Genomic DNA, 18,581 nt, shown 5'->3' on the forward strand with positions numbered 1-18,581 from the left:
TAATAATAATGAGCTTTGAACTTCACCCACAGTTAGCAAAAGACACCACGCTTATCGGCGAATTTCCACTAAGCTTGGCACTGCTAAGCAAAGACAGCGCCGTGCCTTGGGTTATCTTGGTACCAAAACGTGCCAACCTAAAAGAACTGCACCATCTGCCAATGAAAGAGCAACAGCAGTTCTTGCTTGAATCTCAAGCGGTAAGCCAAGCATTAGAAGCGACATTCCAACCAGACAAGCTAAACCTAGGCGCACTGGGTAACATGGTGCCACAGCTACACATTCACCATATTGCACGCTTCAAAAACGACATAGCATGGCCAGGCCCGGTATGGGGTAATACCAAAGGTGAACAACGTAGTGAAGAAGAACAAGCAGCAATCCATACTCGCATCCAGAATGTTCTGTCATTGAGCTCTATCTTCAAGAAAGCGTAGTTCGAGTTCATCTCATTACGCTTTAAAGTAAGACAGCTCAGGAAAGACACATAACAAAAAGCCGCTCATCTAAAAATAGTTGAGCGGCCTTTTTATTGTCTAATCTCGCTGTTTTCAACGAGAGTATGAAACCAAAACTACATCATCACATTAAGTGACAAACCATCTTGTTTGCTGATGGTGTAACGAATACGTGTTGTATGCCCATGCTTGTTGGTATCGACCAAACGGGAAACTTTCCCTTTCTTGACCCACACACTCAGCATCGCATCGACACCGTCTTCGCTCATACCAAATTTAGACGCAAGTTCACTGCGAGCTGCAACGCCCTCGTTATCAATGTATTGATGAAGTTCAGTTAAAATCATACTACTTGCACCTCTAGTGCTTTCTGCTTATTGCCAACTTTCTTGAAGACGCGATACGTCACCACAAAACCACCAGCAATCGCCACCATCCATACTGCACTTGTCACTGGATGTGCAGCAAAGTTTGCCGCTTGGTAGTAGAAGGTCGCACCAAAGTACCCAAGAGCCATCGTCCAAACCGCGATGAAGCGTGCAAACACCTGACCAAATTCACGAACATAAGCCCCCATCGCTGCTACACAAGGCGTGTAAAGCAGGATAAGAATCAAGTAAGCAAATGCGGCATGGCCAGAAACAAATTTGTCTTTCAGATTACCAAAGATAGACGAATCAACTTCTTGGTCTGCAGCAACAGAGCCAGAATCCGATAAGTCACCCACTTCAATACCTAGCGGATCTGAATAGCTCAAGCCAGATAGGTTTTCAGGGATAGTCATTACTGCTTCTTGCAAGCTTGCAGTTAAGTCAAATTCAGCGGGTTCTTCATCGGAAGGCGTTGTGTACAGGCTATTTAATGTACCGACAACGGCTTCTTTCGCAAAAATACCGGTAATGATACCAACCGTTGCTGGCCAGTTCTCTTCAGTAATACCAATCGGTTGGAATACAGGTGTTACAACTTGAGCCGCTTTAGACAGTACTGAATTTTCGCTGTCTTCATTACCAAAGCTTCCGTCCATACCTAGAGAGTTTAGGAAGCTAAGAATAGCCACAACCATCACGATTGTTTTACCTGCACCAAGTACGAAACGCTTCAGCTTCTGCCAAGTTTTTAGCATTACGTTTTGCACTGTCGGCAATTCGTAATCTGGCATTTCCATCACTAAGCTATCGCTGCTACCAGGGTAGATCGTATTTTTCAGGAACAGCCCCGTAAATACAGAAGCAACGATACCCATGATGTACAGAGCGAACACTACGTTTTGTCCCGCGCCAGGAAAGAATGCCGCTGCGAACAGTGCGTATACCGGTAAACGAGCACCACATGACATAAACGGCGCCATTGATGCTGCCAATTTACGTTCGCGCTCTTGGTCAAGAGTACGAGTTGCCATGATTGAAGGCACGTTACAACCAAAGCCCAGTACAAGTGGGACAAATGCTTTGCCCGGTAAGCCAATCTTCTGCATCACTTTATCAAGTACGAATGCAGCACGAGCCATGTAGCCTGAGCTTTCTAATACCGCTAAGAATAGGTAAAGCGCTGCGATAACTGGAATAAAGGTCGCAACCGTTTGAATACCACCGCCAATACCATCAGCAAGTATAGTGACTAACCAAACCGGTAAATGGCCATCTAATAAGTGGTGTCCGCCATCAACTAATATTGCCCCAACACCAATATCAAAGAAGTCGATAAACGCACTACCGATATTGATAGAGAACATGAACATTAGGTACATGATGACGAAGAAGAAAGGAATACCGACCCATTTGTTCAAAATGAATTGGTCTGCTTTCTCTGTAAAGTTACGGCTTAGTTTACCTTCGCTTCGACGAACACGTTTACAAAGGTCATGTAAGAAAGTGTATTTAGCGTCAGCAACAGCAAGGTCAATATCGAAATCGGCACCAAGACGCACGCTATCAATTTGAGTACGAGTATGTGGAGCCAGTCCATTCAATACCAAGTAATCATTTTCTAAAGCACGAATCGCGAGCGCTCGATGAGACACGTCAGCATCATCAAATTGTGACTCAACTGAAGGGATTAGTGCTTCTAATGCTGCGTCGTAATCGATAGAGATAGGGTCAAGGCTCACACCTTGAACGAGTAACTTGTGAAGGCGTTCTTTAAAGCGAACCACTTGGCCTTTGTCGTTTGCAGACAAACTTAGGACTGGGCAACCTAACTCTTTCTCGAGCGCTTTAAGGTTAATCACCTGACGTTCACGCTTTAATACGTCCATTTTGTTCAACACAACGATCATTGGGCGACCCAATTCACGTAACTGTAATGTCATGTATAAGCTTCGTTCTAAACAGCTAGCGTCGACAACATTGATAATAACGTCTGCTGGATGAGTTAAAACAGCGCGAGACGCGATAGATTCATCGATGCTGTTCGCATCATTACCACTGTCTAGTGCGTAGATACCCGGTAAGTCCGTTAGTTGAAACTTGTCACCTGCGTGCGAGTATAAACCCGTTTTCTTTTCTACAGTCACACCCACCCAGTTGCCAACATGCTGCTTGGCACCAGTCAATGCGTTAAACAGTGTTGTTTTACCACTATTCGGGTTACCAACGGTAAGAACTTGATAATCCATTTAGATAACCTCGATTTGGTCTGCAATGCTTTCACGAATGGCGATAGAAACACCTCTCACTTCAACTTGAAGCGGGTCACCCATAGGTGCACGGCGAATCAACGTCACCTCGGTTTTTGGCAACATACCCATGACCATAAGTTTTTTCCTTACGTCTGGTGTTAAACCTGTTAGTGCAACAATAGAAGCCGCTTTGCCTTGCTCTAGTTGTGAGAGTTTCATAAATACCCAATTCGTGACTGATAATGAGAAAGATTGTTATTAACGCTATGATACACATAGATGCCCACAATTCTATTGTGTGAAATCAATGTTTTCGAAAATACATTCTCGTAAATTTCGTTAAAAAGGTTTACGTCAAAAACGTCACTTTCAACAACTATCTAGAACTACACTACTAGTACAAAATAGCCCCACCAATAATAAATCAATGTTTATCAGTGACTTAAAACAATGTCGGTTTTCTCATAGGCATCTGTCGTTAATTTTATAAGTAAAATAAGTGCCTGGACGTATAGTTACTCCATCGAAGAGAAACTGCTTCTCTTTAATTTTATTCCAGAGGTGATATAGCTTTGTTATATCACTCCGGCAGCAAGCGAAGGTGTCATTGGCACCCGTGGTATAGTCCCCCCGGCTATGCCACGATATTTTTTTTCTTCCCTTTGTTTTACCCCAACAACCTTTTAAACTCTCCATTTATCTCGTATCTGATGTGACCCCCTAAAAGTAGACACTTAATACAGAGCATTGAGTGTCATGAAAGTAAAATCACAAAGGCAATATACAGACGAATTTAAACGAGAAGCTGTTCAGCGATCTCTCGATTCTTCTGACACCGTTAAGTCAGTAGCACTATCCTTAGGAATATCGCCGGTGCTACTTTCTAAATGGAGATGCCAAATGACGTCGAAGAAGACTAATAACTCCCTCCCAATACCTAACCACGGTCCCGAAAAATCCGTTGCACAACTGGAGAAAGAGATCCGTCAATTGAAAAAGAAGCTTGAGATGGCAGAGCTGGAGAATGATTTCTTAAAGGAAGCGAAGGCTTTCTTCGACAGCCAAAAAGAATAAGGTTCGAGTATATCCTTAAGAAGGCCAGTGTGAAGTTTCCTGTCATTCGACTATGCAAATGGTTAGGCGTTTCTAAAGCGGGTTATTACAAGTGGCTAACAAGGAAACCATCGAAGCGAGAGACAGACAATGAGTCTTTAAGTCACTACTTGAGGAGAGAAAGCAAAGCTCAGTATTGTATTCCAGGCTATCGAAAGCTTTGGGAAGCAGCAGTCGCTAACGGCTTTATTTGCAATAAGAAGCGAGTACAGAGGCTTCTACAGAATATGGGCTATCGCTCTTGCGCGAGTAAGAGGCGATATGGACGAGCGCCAAGACAAAATGCTCTTATACCAGCCTATAACATTCTTGCCCGTCAATTTAAGGTGGATAAACCCGATCGAGTTTGGGTGTCTGATATAACTCAGGTGCGCTGTACGGATGGCTGGCAATACCTGTGCGTCGTCTTAGATTTGTTTTCACGCAAAGTGATTGGTTGGTCAACAAGTCGCATTAATAACGCAAAGTTAGTGCTAAGAAGCCTGGATAAGGCTTGGGAACAAAGGCAGCCCTTAGGTCACAAGCTTTTGTTTCACTCCGATCAAGGTATACAGTATCGAGCGTTGGAGACGATCCGTTGGCACCGTAAACGAAAGATTAAAGTCAGTATGTCGAGAAAAGGAAACTGTTGGGATAACGCTTGTTCCGAAAGCTTCTTTGCGCAATATAAGAAAGAGTGGGTGAATAACTTAGATCAGCTTTCACGACAAGAAATGACGATGCAGAGTCGCATTTATATCGATACCTATTATAATCCAGTAAGAAGACATGGGACTCTAGGTGGAGTGAGTCCCATGGACTTTGAACTAATCAACTAAACCCCTGTGTCTACTTTTTAGGGGCCATATCAATCTCGTATCTCGTATCTCGTATCTCGTATCTCGTATCTCGTATCTCGTATCTCGTATCTCGTAGAAGCATAAAAAAGCCCCAACACGAATGTCGAGGCTAAAGTATCTTTATTTATGTTCTAGCAGAGTATCTTCTGGCGCTAGTCTTCGTTGTTTTCCGCAAACTTAGATGGTGATATACCAAAGTGATGCTTAAACCTTTGACTGAAATAGGAAGGGTCGTTAAAGCCCGAATCAAACGCCACATCAGAGATCTTCTCTCCAGCAAGTAAGCGCTCGCACGCATGCTCCAGACGGACTTCATTCAAGTGCTCTTTGAAGGTCTTATTGTAAGCCGATTTAAAGCGTCTCTGTAAGCTTCTTTCAGACATAAACAAATACTTAGCAGCAGTTGCTGTACTGAACTCGGCATCAGCGTAGTTTTCACTCACAAGTTGCGACACTCTGTTCTTCCACTCTTGTTCCGCAGTCAGTTTTTGTTGCTCCGGCGTTGAAGCCGCAAGCTTAATGGTTTCAATCTGTTCAATTGTGCTGGCTTCGAGATTGTCGAGTACTTGATACTCAATTGGCCACGAAAGCTGAACCTTATTTTGAGACTCCGAAACAAAGGCGTTAAGCTCGCCACCACTTTGATTCATCAATAGAGGCAACTTTTCGATATTGAGGTCGATCGACTTTCCAGTATTGTCACTCATACTTGATGCTAGTTTAGGGAAAGGCATACCATGATCTCGAATGGTTACAACAAGATGCTCCTTAACCTCTTCAACCAGAACCACCATACTCTGCGACTTAAAGTTTCTCTTGATTATGCTCGCAACCAAGCTATTGAAGATAATATCGAGATTAAAATACAGCAAAGAGACATATCTTTGTTTTGTTTCGACTTTAATGTCCAGTTCAATACCGGCTTTCGCTAAGTCATCCTGCCAAGCTTTGAGTACCGCTTCTAAGATTAAAATTATATCGTAACAAACTTGCCCTTCTCCTTGAGGGATACTACTTAATTGCGATAAGCCATTTTTCAAAGTCAGAATTGGCGACTTCCCGTGCTCGTCATTCCAATTCGGGAGCATCGCAGCAATATGATTCACTTCAGAAGAGAGTTCATTGGCAGTGTGAGACACAAGCGCATTCTTAACGGATAGCTGCTTTTTAAGCTGTTGATTAGTTGCAAGTAAGATCCGGCTTTGGTGCCTCAATTGATCCGTCTTCAATGCAACTTGTGCTTTTAAGTGCCTGTTAGCAAAAGTGACATAACGAGAACGCCAAAAGACCAAGATAATCACAACACCAACCAGTAACATCAGAGAGCTTGCTGCAGCCCAATTTGTCAGATACCAAGGCTCTGCAATCGAAAAGCTTTGATTCGTTGACACAAAGCGATAATGGGAGTCTTTAACCGGCTTCACTTCAAGTGTGTAATCCCCAGGGAGAAGATGGTCGAGCGTTAACAATCCCCCTTCAAACTCACTCCAAGGTTCATCGTCGCTCAGTCGATACTCCATCGCAGGCGCGAACGTTGTTGGTAAGATGCCTAGCTTAAACCCCATCGATGAGCCATAAGGAATCTCATCCAGTTCAGCCGTTTTTCCGCCAAGTGATACCGTTTTTTGGTCGACACTTATCTTACTCAACAGGGCGCGGCTATGAGGTGTTGTTGATACCAGTAACTCGTTAGACAACGCGCTGACTACGCCATACTTTGAGCCGAAAACAAGCCTCGAAGATTGACCCTCTTCGCTGTAAAAAAGAGCACATGCACCCGCCGCCAATTCATTGGTGATCAAACCAAATGGCGAACCGATGTGTTTATGCAGTTGCCCATCCAATCCGTAATAACTGATGCCTTTCGAAGAGCCTAACCAAACACCATTGTCATCGCTTATCAGGCAGTTGGGGCGAATATTGTCTTCAACAAGAGTGATTTCTTGAATAATAGAGCTGTCATCAGGGATTCGATATACGCCATAACTGCTCGCAAACCACTGCGCACCATCCTTCGCTTTTTCAATATCGACAACTTTGCCGAAACGTTCGCTTGAACGACTAAAGCTAATTCGTTTATCAATGAACGAGTAAAAACCATGATCTGTTCCTATATAGATGTGACCTAGCAAGCCTACATTGAGATCGGTGATCTTCGCAGGCAAAAACTTGTCTACTAGCCAGTCAGTACCATAGCTCGTCAGTTTCATGGTTTCGATAGATAACGAATAGAGGCTTTGCCCAGAGGTCATCCAAAGTACGTTATCAGCTTGAAACGCAAAGTTCTCAACGTGCACTCCGTCAATCAGCCTTGGTAAATCAAGGGCTTCAGGTTGTAGCGTTTCCGTATTTAGACTAATGATGCCTTCTTCGGTCGCCAACCAAATGGAAGAACCAAAGATCTCAAAATCATTAACAGGGTTAGGGTAAACACGAACTGGATTCTCTTCACTTTCAGAGTCAACCAAGTAAAGCCCCATTGAGGACGCGACCCAAGATACCTGGTCACTTACGGGCAATATTTTATTGATCACCACACTACTCGAATGCATGCCCATTCCAGTTAAAGGGGTTCTCGAGAAAGTTTTGCTGAACAGTGAGAAATATCGGATACCGTTGTTTGTCGCAATCCACATGCCACCAGCATGATCGTTTATCAACGAGTATATTTTCTCACCCGGTAACGAGAAGTCTTGATTAGCGGCTTGTTCGAATCGAGTAATTTGTCCCGTAATAAAGTTATAGCTAATCAAGCCGTGCTCGGTGCCAATCCAATATTGGTCTGAAGTTTCAGCCAGTGAAAGAACATGAGAACCACTGACTTTTACCTCTTTTTCTGGATTCGCGAGATCGACAATCACCGCGCCCTTCAAAGTGCCAATCAATAACTCACGTCGAGCATTCGAAAAATAAACTGTCTCAATATGATTTTTTTCGGATGCTGTGACATGAGTAAACTCTTGATTCTCTGAAAGGTAAACGCCAGAACTGGTCGCCAGCACCCACTTTGACAATACCCATTCTGCGTCGTTAATCGCAATGTCGCTGCTGTTATTGTACCGGTACAGCTTGAGTAGAGAGTAAGTGTTAAATTCTAGAGATTGAGTGTTGTAGGTATAGAAATTACCGCCGTCAGTGACCCAAATATAATCGCCTGATGCACCGATATTGGTTATTTCAGCGCCGGGACTTAGGCTAAACGCCAATTCGTTGCCAATTCCAGGGTTATGTCTATACACCTCGTTATCGAAAAATGTCCAAAACTCATCGTTCAGAAACGCAACTCTTTCTGAAGAAAATTGCAGTAAGCTACCCTTTCGAGGGAATAGAGTTCGGCCATCGTAAAAGAGTACTTTTCCATGTACATCATGAACCCAGAGCCCGCCTCCCACACCTAAATACAAGTTTTTGGCCGCAAGAAAATTCCCTTGCGCTTGAACGGGCAAAGGGTAGAAAACGGAGGGTGATGTATTTACCGCTAGAACGCTAAATGAAATGCTCATTAACATGAACATTTTGAAGATAATTCGATACAACTCTTAATCCTGAACAGCAACAAAGCATGAAATTTTGGTTACCACAACGTCTTATGTTGTTTGACCAAAAACTGAGTTTTTTTGTGCTTATTATTATCTTTCTATTTTAGCGGAAATTAGAAAAGGAGAAAGGAGGTTTGTTATTTGTTGAGAGGTTTTATCTTAGCGGTCACGAAAATGCCGCAAAAAGCGGCATGATTCATAAATTAACGAGAGCAAAGTAGAGTAAAGAATACTCGTTATGACTTATTTCCCGCTTAAGCAACTTGTGTAGCTGTCCGTAAGTTGCTGAAGAAAATCAAAATAACTTCCGCTCTTCACTTCAACTGTTGAGCCGATTGGATCCAGTTGACCTTGCTTCGCGTTACTTCCGCGCGTCACTGATTCAATCACAGCGGGTGTAAATTGAGGCTCAGAAAACACACATTGAACGTTTTCACGTACTATCGTTTTCTTAATGGCGATCAGGCTTTTTGCACCAGGCTTACGCTCTGGACTCACAGTAAAATGACCTAAATTATTTAGTTCAAACTCTTGCTCAAAGTAACCATACGCATCATGAAAAACGTAGTAACCGTTGTCTTTCACAGGTGCTAGTTGCTCTCGAATAGACTGTTGCTTCTCTTTCAATGTAATCAGGAATGAATCTAGATTCTCTTGGTACGCCATCGTATTGTCTGGGTCAGATTCAATTAACTTAGCCGATATATATTTTGCGGCTACTTCAACTTGATCGATACCTAACCAAAAATGCGGGTCATGGCTACCGTGGTTGTGGCCTTCATGTGCATCGTGGTCATGCTCTTCGTGTCCGAACTCTCGCAAATTAATGTCAGGGATCTCACTGATCTGGATAACGTTCTCTTTTGAACCAATCACTTTCGTCAAGAAGGCTTCTAGGTCAGGACCGAACCAAACCACCATGTCTGCACTGTGAACTTTTTTCACATCAGATGGCTTAAGCGCATAATCGTGCGGCGAAGCATTGCTGTTCATCAACACATCCGGTTCACTAACGCCTTGCGTTAATTCCGTCACAATCATTTGAATTGGTTTAAAACTTGTTAAAATAGTATTGGCACTTGCAACACTTGGCGCTAAAAGCAAAGTAGCAAGTATAAAAGATGAACGTGACATAATCCCTCGATAATAGAAAAGTAGCTTAGGCTTGAGGTAAATGTTACATTATAACATTAGCGAATTGCAAATGAGTTCTATTCATGGATAACTTAATCCAACTAGATTCTGTGAGCGTCGAATTTGACGGTCGAAAAGTTTTAGACAACATCTCTCTAAATTTAGAGCGTGGCAGAATCACTACCCTAATTGGGCCAAATGGCGCGGGAAAATCAACCTTAGTTAAGGTACTACTAGGGCTCCAACACAAATATTCCGGAAAGATCACCAAATCAAAAAAACTAAAAATTGGTTATGTTCCTCAAAAGCTAAAGCTGAACGACTCTCTACCTCTTAATGTAGAGCGTTTTCTTAAGCTCACAGGAAAATTCAGCAAACAAGAAATTCTAGAATCTTTGATGCTAGTGGGCGCTGAACACCTGATGAAAAGTAACATGCACCAACTGTCTGGTGGCGAAAACCAACGCGTGCTGATCGCTCGCTCTCTATTGAAAAGACCCGATCTGCTCGTTCTTGATGAGCCCGCACAAGGTGTTGATGTACAAGGCCAAATCGATCTTTACGACCTGATCGACTCCATCCGTCACCGCTTTGGTTGCGCTGTGTTTATGGTTTCACACGACTTACACTTAGTGATGGCAAAAACAGACGATGTGATCTGTTTGCACCATCACATCTGCTGTTCTGGCGCACCGGCTGATATTAAACATCACCCTTCTTATATCGCGCTATTTGGGACTGCGGTTCAAGAGAGCTTAGCTTTCTACCACCACCAACATGACCACCATCACCATGACTTGGCAGGCAAGCCAGTTTCCGGGGATGTGCACGACTGCTCCAACCATAAACACGGACATCACCACTAATGCTTGAGTTTCTTCTACCTTCTATTCTTGCAGGCTTAGGCATTGCTCTTATTGCTGGCCCACTGGGTTCGTTCGTGGTGTGGCGCAAGATGGCTTACTTTGGTGACACTCTTGCACACGCCTCTCTAATGGGCTTAGCGCTTGGTTTCCTGTTCAACATTAACTTGTACTTTGCGTTACTGATCTGTTGTTTGATGCTGGCAGTGTTGCTCGTGACATTACAAAAACAAAAACTGGTCGCGACCGATACCCTACTCGGGATTTTGGCGCACAGTGCACTATCACTTGGTTTGGTTGCTGTCAGCTTCTTAGATAATGTTCGTGTTGATCTGATGAGCTACCTATTTGGTGACTTGCTGGCGGTATCTCCGACTGATTTAGTATTCATCTATGCGGGTGCTGCAGTGATAGGATTGGTACTGGCTATCTTTTGGCGACCACTATTATCAACAACCGTTAACGAAGATCTCGCGGCTGTTGACGGCATCAACATTGATTTAATGCGTCTTATTTTGATGCTGCTTGTTGGTATCGTGATTGCTGTCGGTATGAAATTTGTGGGTGCGTTGATTATGACATCGCTACTGATTATTCCTGCAGCAACAGCAAGAAAGTTCTCCAATACACCTGAGCAGATGGCATTCCTCGCATCGATTATTGGCTCTATCTCTGTATTCGGTGGATTAAGCTTGTCTTGGTTCTATGACACGCCTGCAGGCCCTTCTGTGGTTATCAGTGCAGCTGCGATGTTTATGCTATCTCAAATGGTGAAGACCCGAGCGTAGTCATACGATTCGTATCTCGTATCTCGTATCTCAAGAACATAAAAAAGGCTTGGTCAATAATGACCAAGCCTTTTTAATATCGTTCAGTTAGCTTCTATCTCTCTCGATAAAAGTTAGCTGATTACCAACCTGTGATTTCACGTAGGCCTTTACCGATGTCAGCAAGAGACTTAACTGTCTTAACACCTGCTGCTTCTAGTGCTGCGAATTTATCTTCAGCTGTACCTTTACCGCCAGAAATGATTGCGCCTGCGTGGCCCATACGTTTACCCGGAGGAGCCGTAACACCAGCGATGTAAGAAACAACTGGCTTAGTTACATTCGCTTTGATGAACTCAGCCGCTTCTTCTTCCGCAGTACCACCAATCTCACCAATCATTACGATTGCTTCAGTCTCTGGGTCTTCTTGGAAAAGTTTTAGGATATCAATGAAGTTTGAACCTGGGATTGGGTCACCACCGATACCAACACATGTAGACTGACCAAAGCCTTCATCTGTTGTTTGCTTAACTGCTTCGTACGTCAGAGTACCGCTGCGAGATACGATACCTACTTTACCCTTCTTGTGGATATGACCAGGCATGATACCAATCTTACACTCGTCTGGAGTGATAAGACCCGGACAGTTAGGACCGATCATGCGAACGCCAGTTTCTTCTAGCTTCACTTTAACGTCGATCATATCTGTTGTTGGGATACCTTCAGTGATCGTTACGATCAGTTCGATACCTGCATCAATCGCTTCTAGGATTGCATCTTTACAGAAAGGAGCTGGTACGTAGATAACTGTTGCTGTTGCGCCAGTTACTTCTACTGCTTCACGTACTGTGTTGAATACTGGAAGGCCTAGGTGAGTTTGACCACCCTTACCAGGCGAAACACCACCAACCATTTGCGTACCGTATGCGATAGCTTGGTCTGAGTGGAATGTACCTTGACCGCCAGTGAAACCCTGACAGATTACTTTAGTGTCTTTGTTAATTAATACAGACATTATTTAGCCTCCGCAGCAGCAACAACTTTCTGAGCAGCATCTGTTAGAGATTCAGCTGCAATGATATCAACATCAGAATTAGCAAGTACTTCGCGACCTAGGTCTGCGTTAGTACCTTCTAGACGAACAACTACAGGAACTGTTACGCCAACTTCTTTAACCGCACCGATAATACCTTCAGCGATCATGTCGCAACGAACGATGCCACCGAAAATGTTTACTAGTACTGCTTTAACATTGTCATCAGAAAGGATGATCTTGAATGCTTCAGCTACACGCTCTTTGGTCGCGCCGCCGCCTACATCAAGGAAGTTTGCTGGCTTGCCGCCGTGTAGGTTTACGATATCCATCGTACCCATCGCAAGGCCTGCACCGTTAACCATACAGCCAACGTTGCCATCTAGTGCTACGTAGTTCAGTTCCCACTGTGCTGCGTGTGCTTCACGCTCATCTTCTTGAGATGGATCGTGCATTTCACGTAGTTTAGGCTGACGGTACATCGCGTTTGAGTCGATGTTGATCTTGCCGTCTAGACAAAGCAGGTTGCCTTCGCCAGTAATTACAAGCGGGTTGATTTCTAGTAGAGCTAGGTCGTACTGAGAGAACATTTGGCCAAGACCCATGAAGATCTTAACGAACTGTTTAATTTGATCGCCAACTAGACCAAGTTTGAACGCAAGTTCACGGCCTTGGTAAGCTTGAGGGCCCACTAGAGGATCGATCGCTGATTGGTGAATCAACTCTGGCGTTTCTTCAGCGATTTTCTCAATGTCCACACCGCCTTCAGTTGACGCCATGAATACAATTTTGCGTGTTGCACGGTCAACAACAGCACCTAGGTAAAGTTCGTTAGCAATGTTCGATGCTTCTTCAACTAGGATCTTTGTTACAGGCTGACCATTAGCGTCTGTTTGGTAAGTCACTAGGTTTTTACCTAGCCACTTTTGTGCAAACTCTTTAACGCCTTCTTTTGTGTCATGTAGCTCTACGCCGCCCGCTTTACCGCGGCCACCAGCGTGTACTTGACACTTAACGACTTTCTTGGCTGTACTGATACGACCCGCAGCTTCGAAAGCTTCTTGTGCAGTATCACATGCGAAACCTTCTGGTACAGGCAAACCGAATTCTGCAAACAGCTGTTTGGCTTGGTATTCATGCAAATTCATTTTGATATTCCGTTTATTTTCCCTTAAGGGATTATTATTTCCATAACGACACAGTTTCCTGTGTTACGTCTGTAGGGTCTTCTCAAATCAACTGCTGTCCATTTTCTAATGGCTTTACAGTTCAAGTGAAGGCCAGACGTTGAGCAGCCTAGCCTTTGAAACTTTTTACGTCTAGCTAACTGGGTTAACTAGACGTTTTAGAGATACTAAACGTCTAATAGCAGACGTGCAGGATCTTCTAGAAGCTCTTTGATTGTCACTAGGAAGCCAACTGATTCACGGCCGTCGATTAGACGGTGATCGTAAGAAAGCGCTAGGTACATCATTGGTAAGATCTCAACCTTGCCATCAACAGCCATTGGACGATCTTGGATTTTGTGCATACCCAAAATTGCCGCTTGAGGCGGGTTGATGATTGGCGTAGACATTAGAGAACCAAATACACCACCGTTCGTGATAGTGAAGTTACCGCCCATCAGCTCATCAACAGTTAGCTTGCCGTCACGGCCTTTGATTGCTAGCTCTTTGATGCCTTTTTCGATGTCAGCGAAACCTAGTGTGTCACAGTCTTTCAGTACTGGAGTCACTAGACCACGTGGCGTTGATACTGCCATGCTGATGTCGAAGTAGTTGTGGTAAACGATATCTGTACCATCAATAGAAGCGTTAACTTCTGGGAAACGTTTCAGTGCTTCTGTTACTGCTTTCACGTAGAAAGACATGAAACCAAGACGCGTATCGTGACGCTTCTCGAATTGGTCTTTGTACTGCTTACGAAGGTCCATGATTGGCTTCATGTTCACTTCGTTGAAAGTAGTCAGCATTGCTGTGCTGTTCTTCGCTTCTAGAAGACGGTTTGCAACTGTCTTACGTAGGCGAGTCATAGGCACGCGTTTTTGGCTACGAGCCGCTGCTGGCGCTTCAACTGCTGGTGCAGATGCTGCTGCCGGAGCCGCTTTCGCTGCTGCTAGGTGTGCGTCGATGTCTTCACGAGTAATACGACCACCAACACCAGTGCCTTTAACGTCAGCTGGTTGTAGGTTGTGCTCTGCAAGCAGACGACGAACAGCTGGGCTTAATGCATCGTTGTTCTCTTCTGTTAGCGCAGCTTTATGGCGCTTATCAGGAGATGCTTCTGTATCTTCAGTGGTGTCTTTCGTTGGTTCACCAGCGACAGCACCCGGCTTGATTTTAGCCAGAAGCTGCTTAGAAAGTACCGTAGCACCCTCTTCTTCGATGATAGCTTCCAGAACACCCGCTTCAGGAGCCGGTACTTCTAGAACTACTTTATCTGTTTCGATATCTACAATGACTTCATCACGTGCAACCGCTTCGCCCGGTTTTTTGTGCCAAGTAGCAACTGTTGCATCAGCCACAGATTCAGGTAAATCTGGAACCAGAATTTCAATTGTCATGTGCGTATTTTCCTTTTACTTCTAGTTCTTAAGTAGGGTCAAAGCGTCGTCAACTAACGCTTTTTGTTGTTTCAAGTGTACTGACATATAGCCAACAGCTGGTGATGCTGATGCAGGACGACCTGCGTATTGAATATCAGCACCTACTGGGATAGCAGCTCGGAAATTATGTTGGCTACTGTACCAAGCACCTTGGTTTTGTGGCTCTTCTTGACACCAAACGTAATCGACTACATTTGTGTATTGTGCGATGGCAGCTCTCACGTCCTCATAAGGGAACGGGTAAAGTTGCTCAATACGTACAATAGCGACATCGTCTTGCTCGTTCTTACGTCTTTGGTCAAGCAGGTCAAAGTAAACCTTACCTGAACAGAACACGACGCGTTTTACGTTCTCAGGAGCCAGATCATCAATTTCTGCGATAGCTGGTTGGAACGTGCCTTCTGCCAAATCTTCAAGAGAAGAAGTACACAGAGGGTGACGAAGCAATGACTTAGGTGACATTACAATCAGTGGACGACGCATTGGTCGAACAACCTGACGGCGAATCATGTGGTAAACCTGTGCCGGTGTTGAAGGAACAACAACCTGCATATTTTGTTCAGCACATAACTGAAGGTAACGCTCAAGACGTGCAGAAGAGTGTTCTGGGCCTTGGCCTTCATAACCGTGAGGAAGCAGCATAGTTAAACCACATAGACGTGCCCACTTTTGCTCACCTGATGAAATGAATTGGTCGATAACAACTTGTGCACCGTTTGCGAAGTCACCAAATTGTGCTTCCCAAAGGGTTAGACCGCTTGGCTCTGCTGTTGCATAACCATACTCAAATGCGAGTACCGCTTCTTCAGATAACACAGAGTCAAACACTTGGAAAGGCCCTTGTTTATCGTGAATGTTCGCAAGAGGAACATACGTGCTTGCATCTGATTGATTGTGCAATACTGAGTGACGGTGGAAGAACGTACCACGACCTGAATCTTGGCCTGAGATACGAATACGCTTACCGTCATCAACAAGTGTTGCGTAAGCCAAAGTTTCAGCCATACCCCAATCGACTTGTTTCTCACCATTCACCATGGCAGTACGATCGTTGTACAGTTTATTTACTCGGCTTTGCAGCTTGTGGCTGTCTGGGTATTGGCAAAGTTTAGTACCAAGCTCTTTCAGGCGCTCGATATCAATCTTGTTATCCCACTCGATATTCCAATCGTGACCTAGGTAAGGAGACCAGTCCACAGAGTGAAGTGCCATTGGGCGCCACTCTTTTACCACAACTTCACCGTGATCAAGTGCATCACGATATTCATTAACGAGTTGAGTTGCTGTATCAATACCAAACTCACCGCGCTCCATTAGCACGTCAGCGTAAAGCTTACGTGGCGTTGGGTGCTTCTTAATTTTTTGGTACATCAAAGGCTGTGTTGCATTCGGCTCATCGGCTTCGTTGTGACCGTGGCGACGGTAACAAACCAAATCAATAACAACATCACGCTTAAACGTATTACGGTAATCCAATGCAAGACGCGCAACGAACGCAACCGCTTCTGGATCATCAGAGTTAACGTGGAAAATCGGAGCCTGAACCATCTTCGCGATATCGGTACAGTACATCGTAGAGCGTGTATCGCGAGGGTTAGACGTTGTAAAACCAACTTGGTTGTTTACAACGATACGAACCGTACCACCAACACAGAAACCACGCGCTTGAGACATGTTAAACGTCTCTTGTACTACACCCTGACCCGCGATAGCTGAGTCACCGTGGATAGTAATAGGAAGTACACGGCTACCGTCGTTATCACCAAGGCGATCTTGACGTGCACGTACTGAACCGATAACTACCGGGTTTACGATTTCTAAGTGAGATGGGTTAAATGCTAGTGCTAAGTGAACGTTGCCGCCTGGCGTTGCGAAGTCCGCAGAGAAACCTTGGTGGTATTTCACATCACCAGTACCCCACGTGTCATCGTGCTTGCCGGCAAACTCGTCAAACAGGTCTTGTGGCTTTTTACCAAGCACGTTGACCAACATGTTTAGACGACCACGGTGAGCCATACCAACAACAACTTCACGCATGCCTTGTCCGCCAGCATGACGAATAATTTCTTTCGTCATTGGGATAAGCGCATCACCACCTTCCAACGAGAAGCGTTTTGCGCCTGGGAATTTAGCACCAAGATAGCGCTCAAGACCTTCAGCAGCAGTTAGCTCTTCTAGGAAAGCTTGCTTTTCTTCTTTGTTGAAAGAGGGCTGACCCGATACAGACTCTAAACGTTGTTGGATCCAACGCTTTTGCTCTGTATTTGTCATGTGCATGTATTCAGCACCAATAGAGCCACAATACGTTTGCTTTAGAGATTTGTAGAGATCTTTAAGCACCATCGTCTCTTGGCCAATGGCGTAAGAGCCGACGTTAAACGTCTCATTGAGGTCATCTTCGGTAAGAGTGTGGAAAGAAGGGTCCAGTTCATCAACTGTCGCTCTTTTCCATAAACCTAGGGGGTCTAGATTTGCTGCTTGATGCCCTCGGAATCGATAGGCATTAATAAGTTGCAGAACCTTTACTTGTTTCGCATCGACATCTGGATCACTAACTTGGACACTGTAATGCTTTGTTTCTTGAGCGAGTCGACGGAAGTATTCACGAACACGAGAGTGTGGTTGTTCCACTGTCTCTGAAGCTTGCACAGGCAGTTCTTCAAAAACACTTCTCCATTCGTCACTTACCGAATCTGGGTCACTTAGATACAGTTCATAGAGTTCTTCTACGTACGTTGCATTGGCGCCAGCCAAGTGTGAAGACTCGAGCCATGCCTTCATCACGCCGTTGTGCATATTTTCCCTTAACCAGTAGTTTTCACGTTTGCTGCGGTCTATGCCGAGCTATTAAAAGGCCGCCCCAAAACTTCTAGGGCGGCAATTTTTATATAACTTAAACCGAACGATTCACTAGCATGGTCTTGATATGACCAATCGCTTTCGTCGGATTTAATCCCTTAGGACAAACACTTACACAATTCATGATGCCATGGCAACGAAAAACGCTAAATGCATCATCAAGATCGGACAAACGTTCGTCTGTCGCTGTATCTCGGCTATCAATTAGCCAACGGTACGCTGCAAGCAGGCCTGCTGGTCCGATGAATTTGTCAGGGTTCCACCAGAACGATGGGCATGACGTTGTACAACATGCACACATGATACATTCGTACAATCCATCTAAATGAGCACGCTCATCAGGGCTTTGTAAGTTTTCACGAGCCGGTGGCACATTGCCATCAGACACTAAGAATGGCTTCACTTTTTCGTAGTTATCGTAGAACTGAGTCATGTCTACAATCAGGTCACGAACAACGGGTAAGCCAGGCAGTGGGCGAATCACAATTTTGTCTTGGCCAGAAAGCGCAGACAATGGAGTGATACACGCCAGACCATTTTTACCATTCATGTTCAAACCATCCGAACCACATACACCTTCACGGCATGAGCGACGGAATGAGATAGTTGGATCTTGCTCTTTCAACAGAATAAGCGCGTCCAAAAGCATCATGTCTGAACCTTCATCCACCTCTAGGGTGTATTCCTTCATATAAGGCTTCTGGTCGACATCTGGATTGTAACGGTATAAAGAGAAATTCAGTTTCATGGT

General features: G+C 44.5%; 14 protein-coding genes. 4 read left to right on the plus strand and 10 right to left on the minus strand.

Annotation, left to right across the window (positions count from 1 at the left end; genetic code table 11):
• Window positions 1–8: 8 nt before the first annotated feature.
• The gene (locus tag ITG09_11810; protein UPR51377.1) at window positions 9–437 is read left to right on the plus strand and encodes an HIT domain-containing protein; all 429 of its coding nucleotides are present in this window, start codon (window positions 9–11) and stop codon (window positions 435–437) included.
• 137 nt (window positions 438–574) lie between these two features.
• Here the strand turns inward: ITG09_11810 and ITG09_11815 are convergent, their stop codons facing one another.
• Genes ITG09_11815 through ITG09_11825 form a run of 3 tightly spaced genes read right to left on the minus strand, consistent with a single transcriptional unit; the run spans window position 575 to window position 3,297 of the window.
• The gene (locus ITG09_11815) at window positions 575–805 is read right to left on the minus strand and encodes an iron transporter FeoC (protein UPR51378.1); all 231 of its coding nucleotides are present in this window, start codon (window positions 803–805) and stop codon (window positions 575–577) included.
• The gene (feoB, locus tag ITG09_11820; GenBank protein ID UPR51379.1) at window positions 802–3,075 is read right to left on the minus strand and encodes a Fe(2+) transporter permease subunit FeoB; all 2,274 of its coding nucleotides are present in this window, start codon (window positions 3,073–3,075) and stop codon (window positions 802–804) included. Before feoB ends, ITG09_11815 begins: the two co-directional genes overlap by 4 nt.
• A complete protein-coding gene (locus ITG09_11825; GenBank protein ID UPR51380.1) occupies window positions 3,076–3,297 on the minus strand; it encodes a ferrous iron transport protein A in 222 nt (73 codons plus the stop codon).
• Between the two features lie 537 nt (window positions 3,298–3,834).
• Here ITG09_11825 and ITG09_11830 point away from each other — a divergent pair.
• Window positions 3,835–5,009, plus strand: a protein-coding gene (locus ITG09_11830) for an IS3 family transposase (protein ID UPR51381.1) whose coding sequence is annotated in 2 segments (ribosomal slippage) — window positions 3,835–4,120 and window positions 4,120–5,009 — 1,176 coding nt in all. Because the reading frame shifts where the segments join, the coding sequence is not laid out codon by codon here.
• Between the two features lie 173 nt (window positions 5,010–5,182).
• On the opposite strand, the gene ITG09_11835 is transcribed toward ITG09_11830, so the two are convergent.
• Complete coding sequence (locus ITG09_11835; GenBank protein ID UPR51382.1) at window positions 5,183–8,566, minus strand: helix-turn-helix domain-containing protein; 3,384 nt, start codon at window positions 8,564–8,566, stop codon at window positions 5,183–5,185.
• 246 nt (window positions 8,567–8,812) lie between these two features.
• A complete protein-coding gene (gene znuA / locus ITG09_11840) occupies window positions 8,813–9,703 on the minus strand; it encodes a zinc ABC transporter substrate-binding protein ZnuA (protein ID UPR51383.1) in 891 nt (296 codons plus the stop codon).
• A gap of 83 nt (window positions 9,704–9,786) precedes the next feature.
• On the opposite strand from znuA, the gene znuC reads away from it, so the two are divergent.
• Both znuC and znuB read left to right on the plus strand, forming a co-directional pair.
• Window positions 9,787–10,569, plus strand: coding sequence for a zinc ABC transporter ATP-binding protein ZnuC (znuC, locus tag ITG09_11845; protein ID UPR51384.1), 783 nt, complete (start codon window positions 9,787–9,789; stop codon window positions 10,567–10,569).
• A complete protein-coding gene (gene znuB, locus ITG09_11850; protein UPR51385.1) occupies window positions 10,569–11,354 on the plus strand; it encodes a zinc ABC transporter permease subunit ZnuB in 786 nt (261 codons plus the stop codon). The genes znuC and znuB overlap by 1 nt, the downstream gene beginning before the upstream one ends.
• A gap of 121 nt (window positions 11,355–11,475) precedes the next feature.
• Here the strand turns inward: znuB and sucD are convergent, their stop codons facing one another.
• The 5 genes from sucD to ITG09_11875 all read right to left on the minus strand — a co-directional run bounded on the left by sucD (window position 11,476) and on the right by ITG09_11875 (window position 18,578).
• Window positions 11,476–12,348 (minus strand): succinate--CoA ligase subunit alpha, encoded by an 873-nt coding sequence (gene sucD, locus ITG09_11855; GenBank protein UPR51386.1) that lies wholly within the window; start codon window positions 12,346–12,348, stop codon window positions 11,476–11,478.
• Complete coding sequence (gene sucC / locus ITG09_11860; GenBank protein UPR51387.1) at window positions 12,348–13,514, minus strand: ADP-forming succinate--CoA ligase subunit beta; 1,167 nt, start codon at window positions 13,512–13,514, stop codon at window positions 12,348–12,350. Before sucC ends, sucD begins: the two co-directional genes overlap by 1 nt.
• Before the next feature lie 206 nt (window positions 13,515–13,720).
• Complete coding sequence (gene odhB / locus ITG09_11865; GenBank protein ID UPR51388.1) at window positions 13,721–14,929, minus strand: 2-oxoglutarate dehydrogenase complex dihydrolipoyllysine-residue succinyltransferase; 1,209 nt, start codon at window positions 14,927–14,929, stop codon at window positions 13,721–13,723.
• 21 nt (window positions 14,930–14,950) lie between these two features.
• A complete protein-coding gene (gene sucA / locus ITG09_11870; protein UPR51389.1) occupies window positions 14,951–17,767 on the minus strand; it encodes a 2-oxoglutarate dehydrogenase E1 component in 2,817 nt (938 codons plus the stop codon).
• Between the two features lie 97 nt (window positions 17,768–17,864).
• Window positions 17,865–18,578: a succinate dehydrogenase iron-sulfur subunit gene (locus ITG09_11875; protein UPR51390.1), complete on the minus strand. Its 714-nt coding sequence runs from the start codon at window positions 18,576–18,578 to the stop codon at window positions 17,865–17,867.
• Window positions 18,579–18,581: the final 3 nt, after the last annotated feature.

Source organism: Vibrio cyclitrophicus (assembly GCA_023206055.1).
Classification (GTDB): domain Bacteria; phylum Pseudomonadota; class Gammaproteobacteria; order Enterobacterales; family Vibrionaceae; genus Vibrio; species Vibrio cyclitrophicus_A.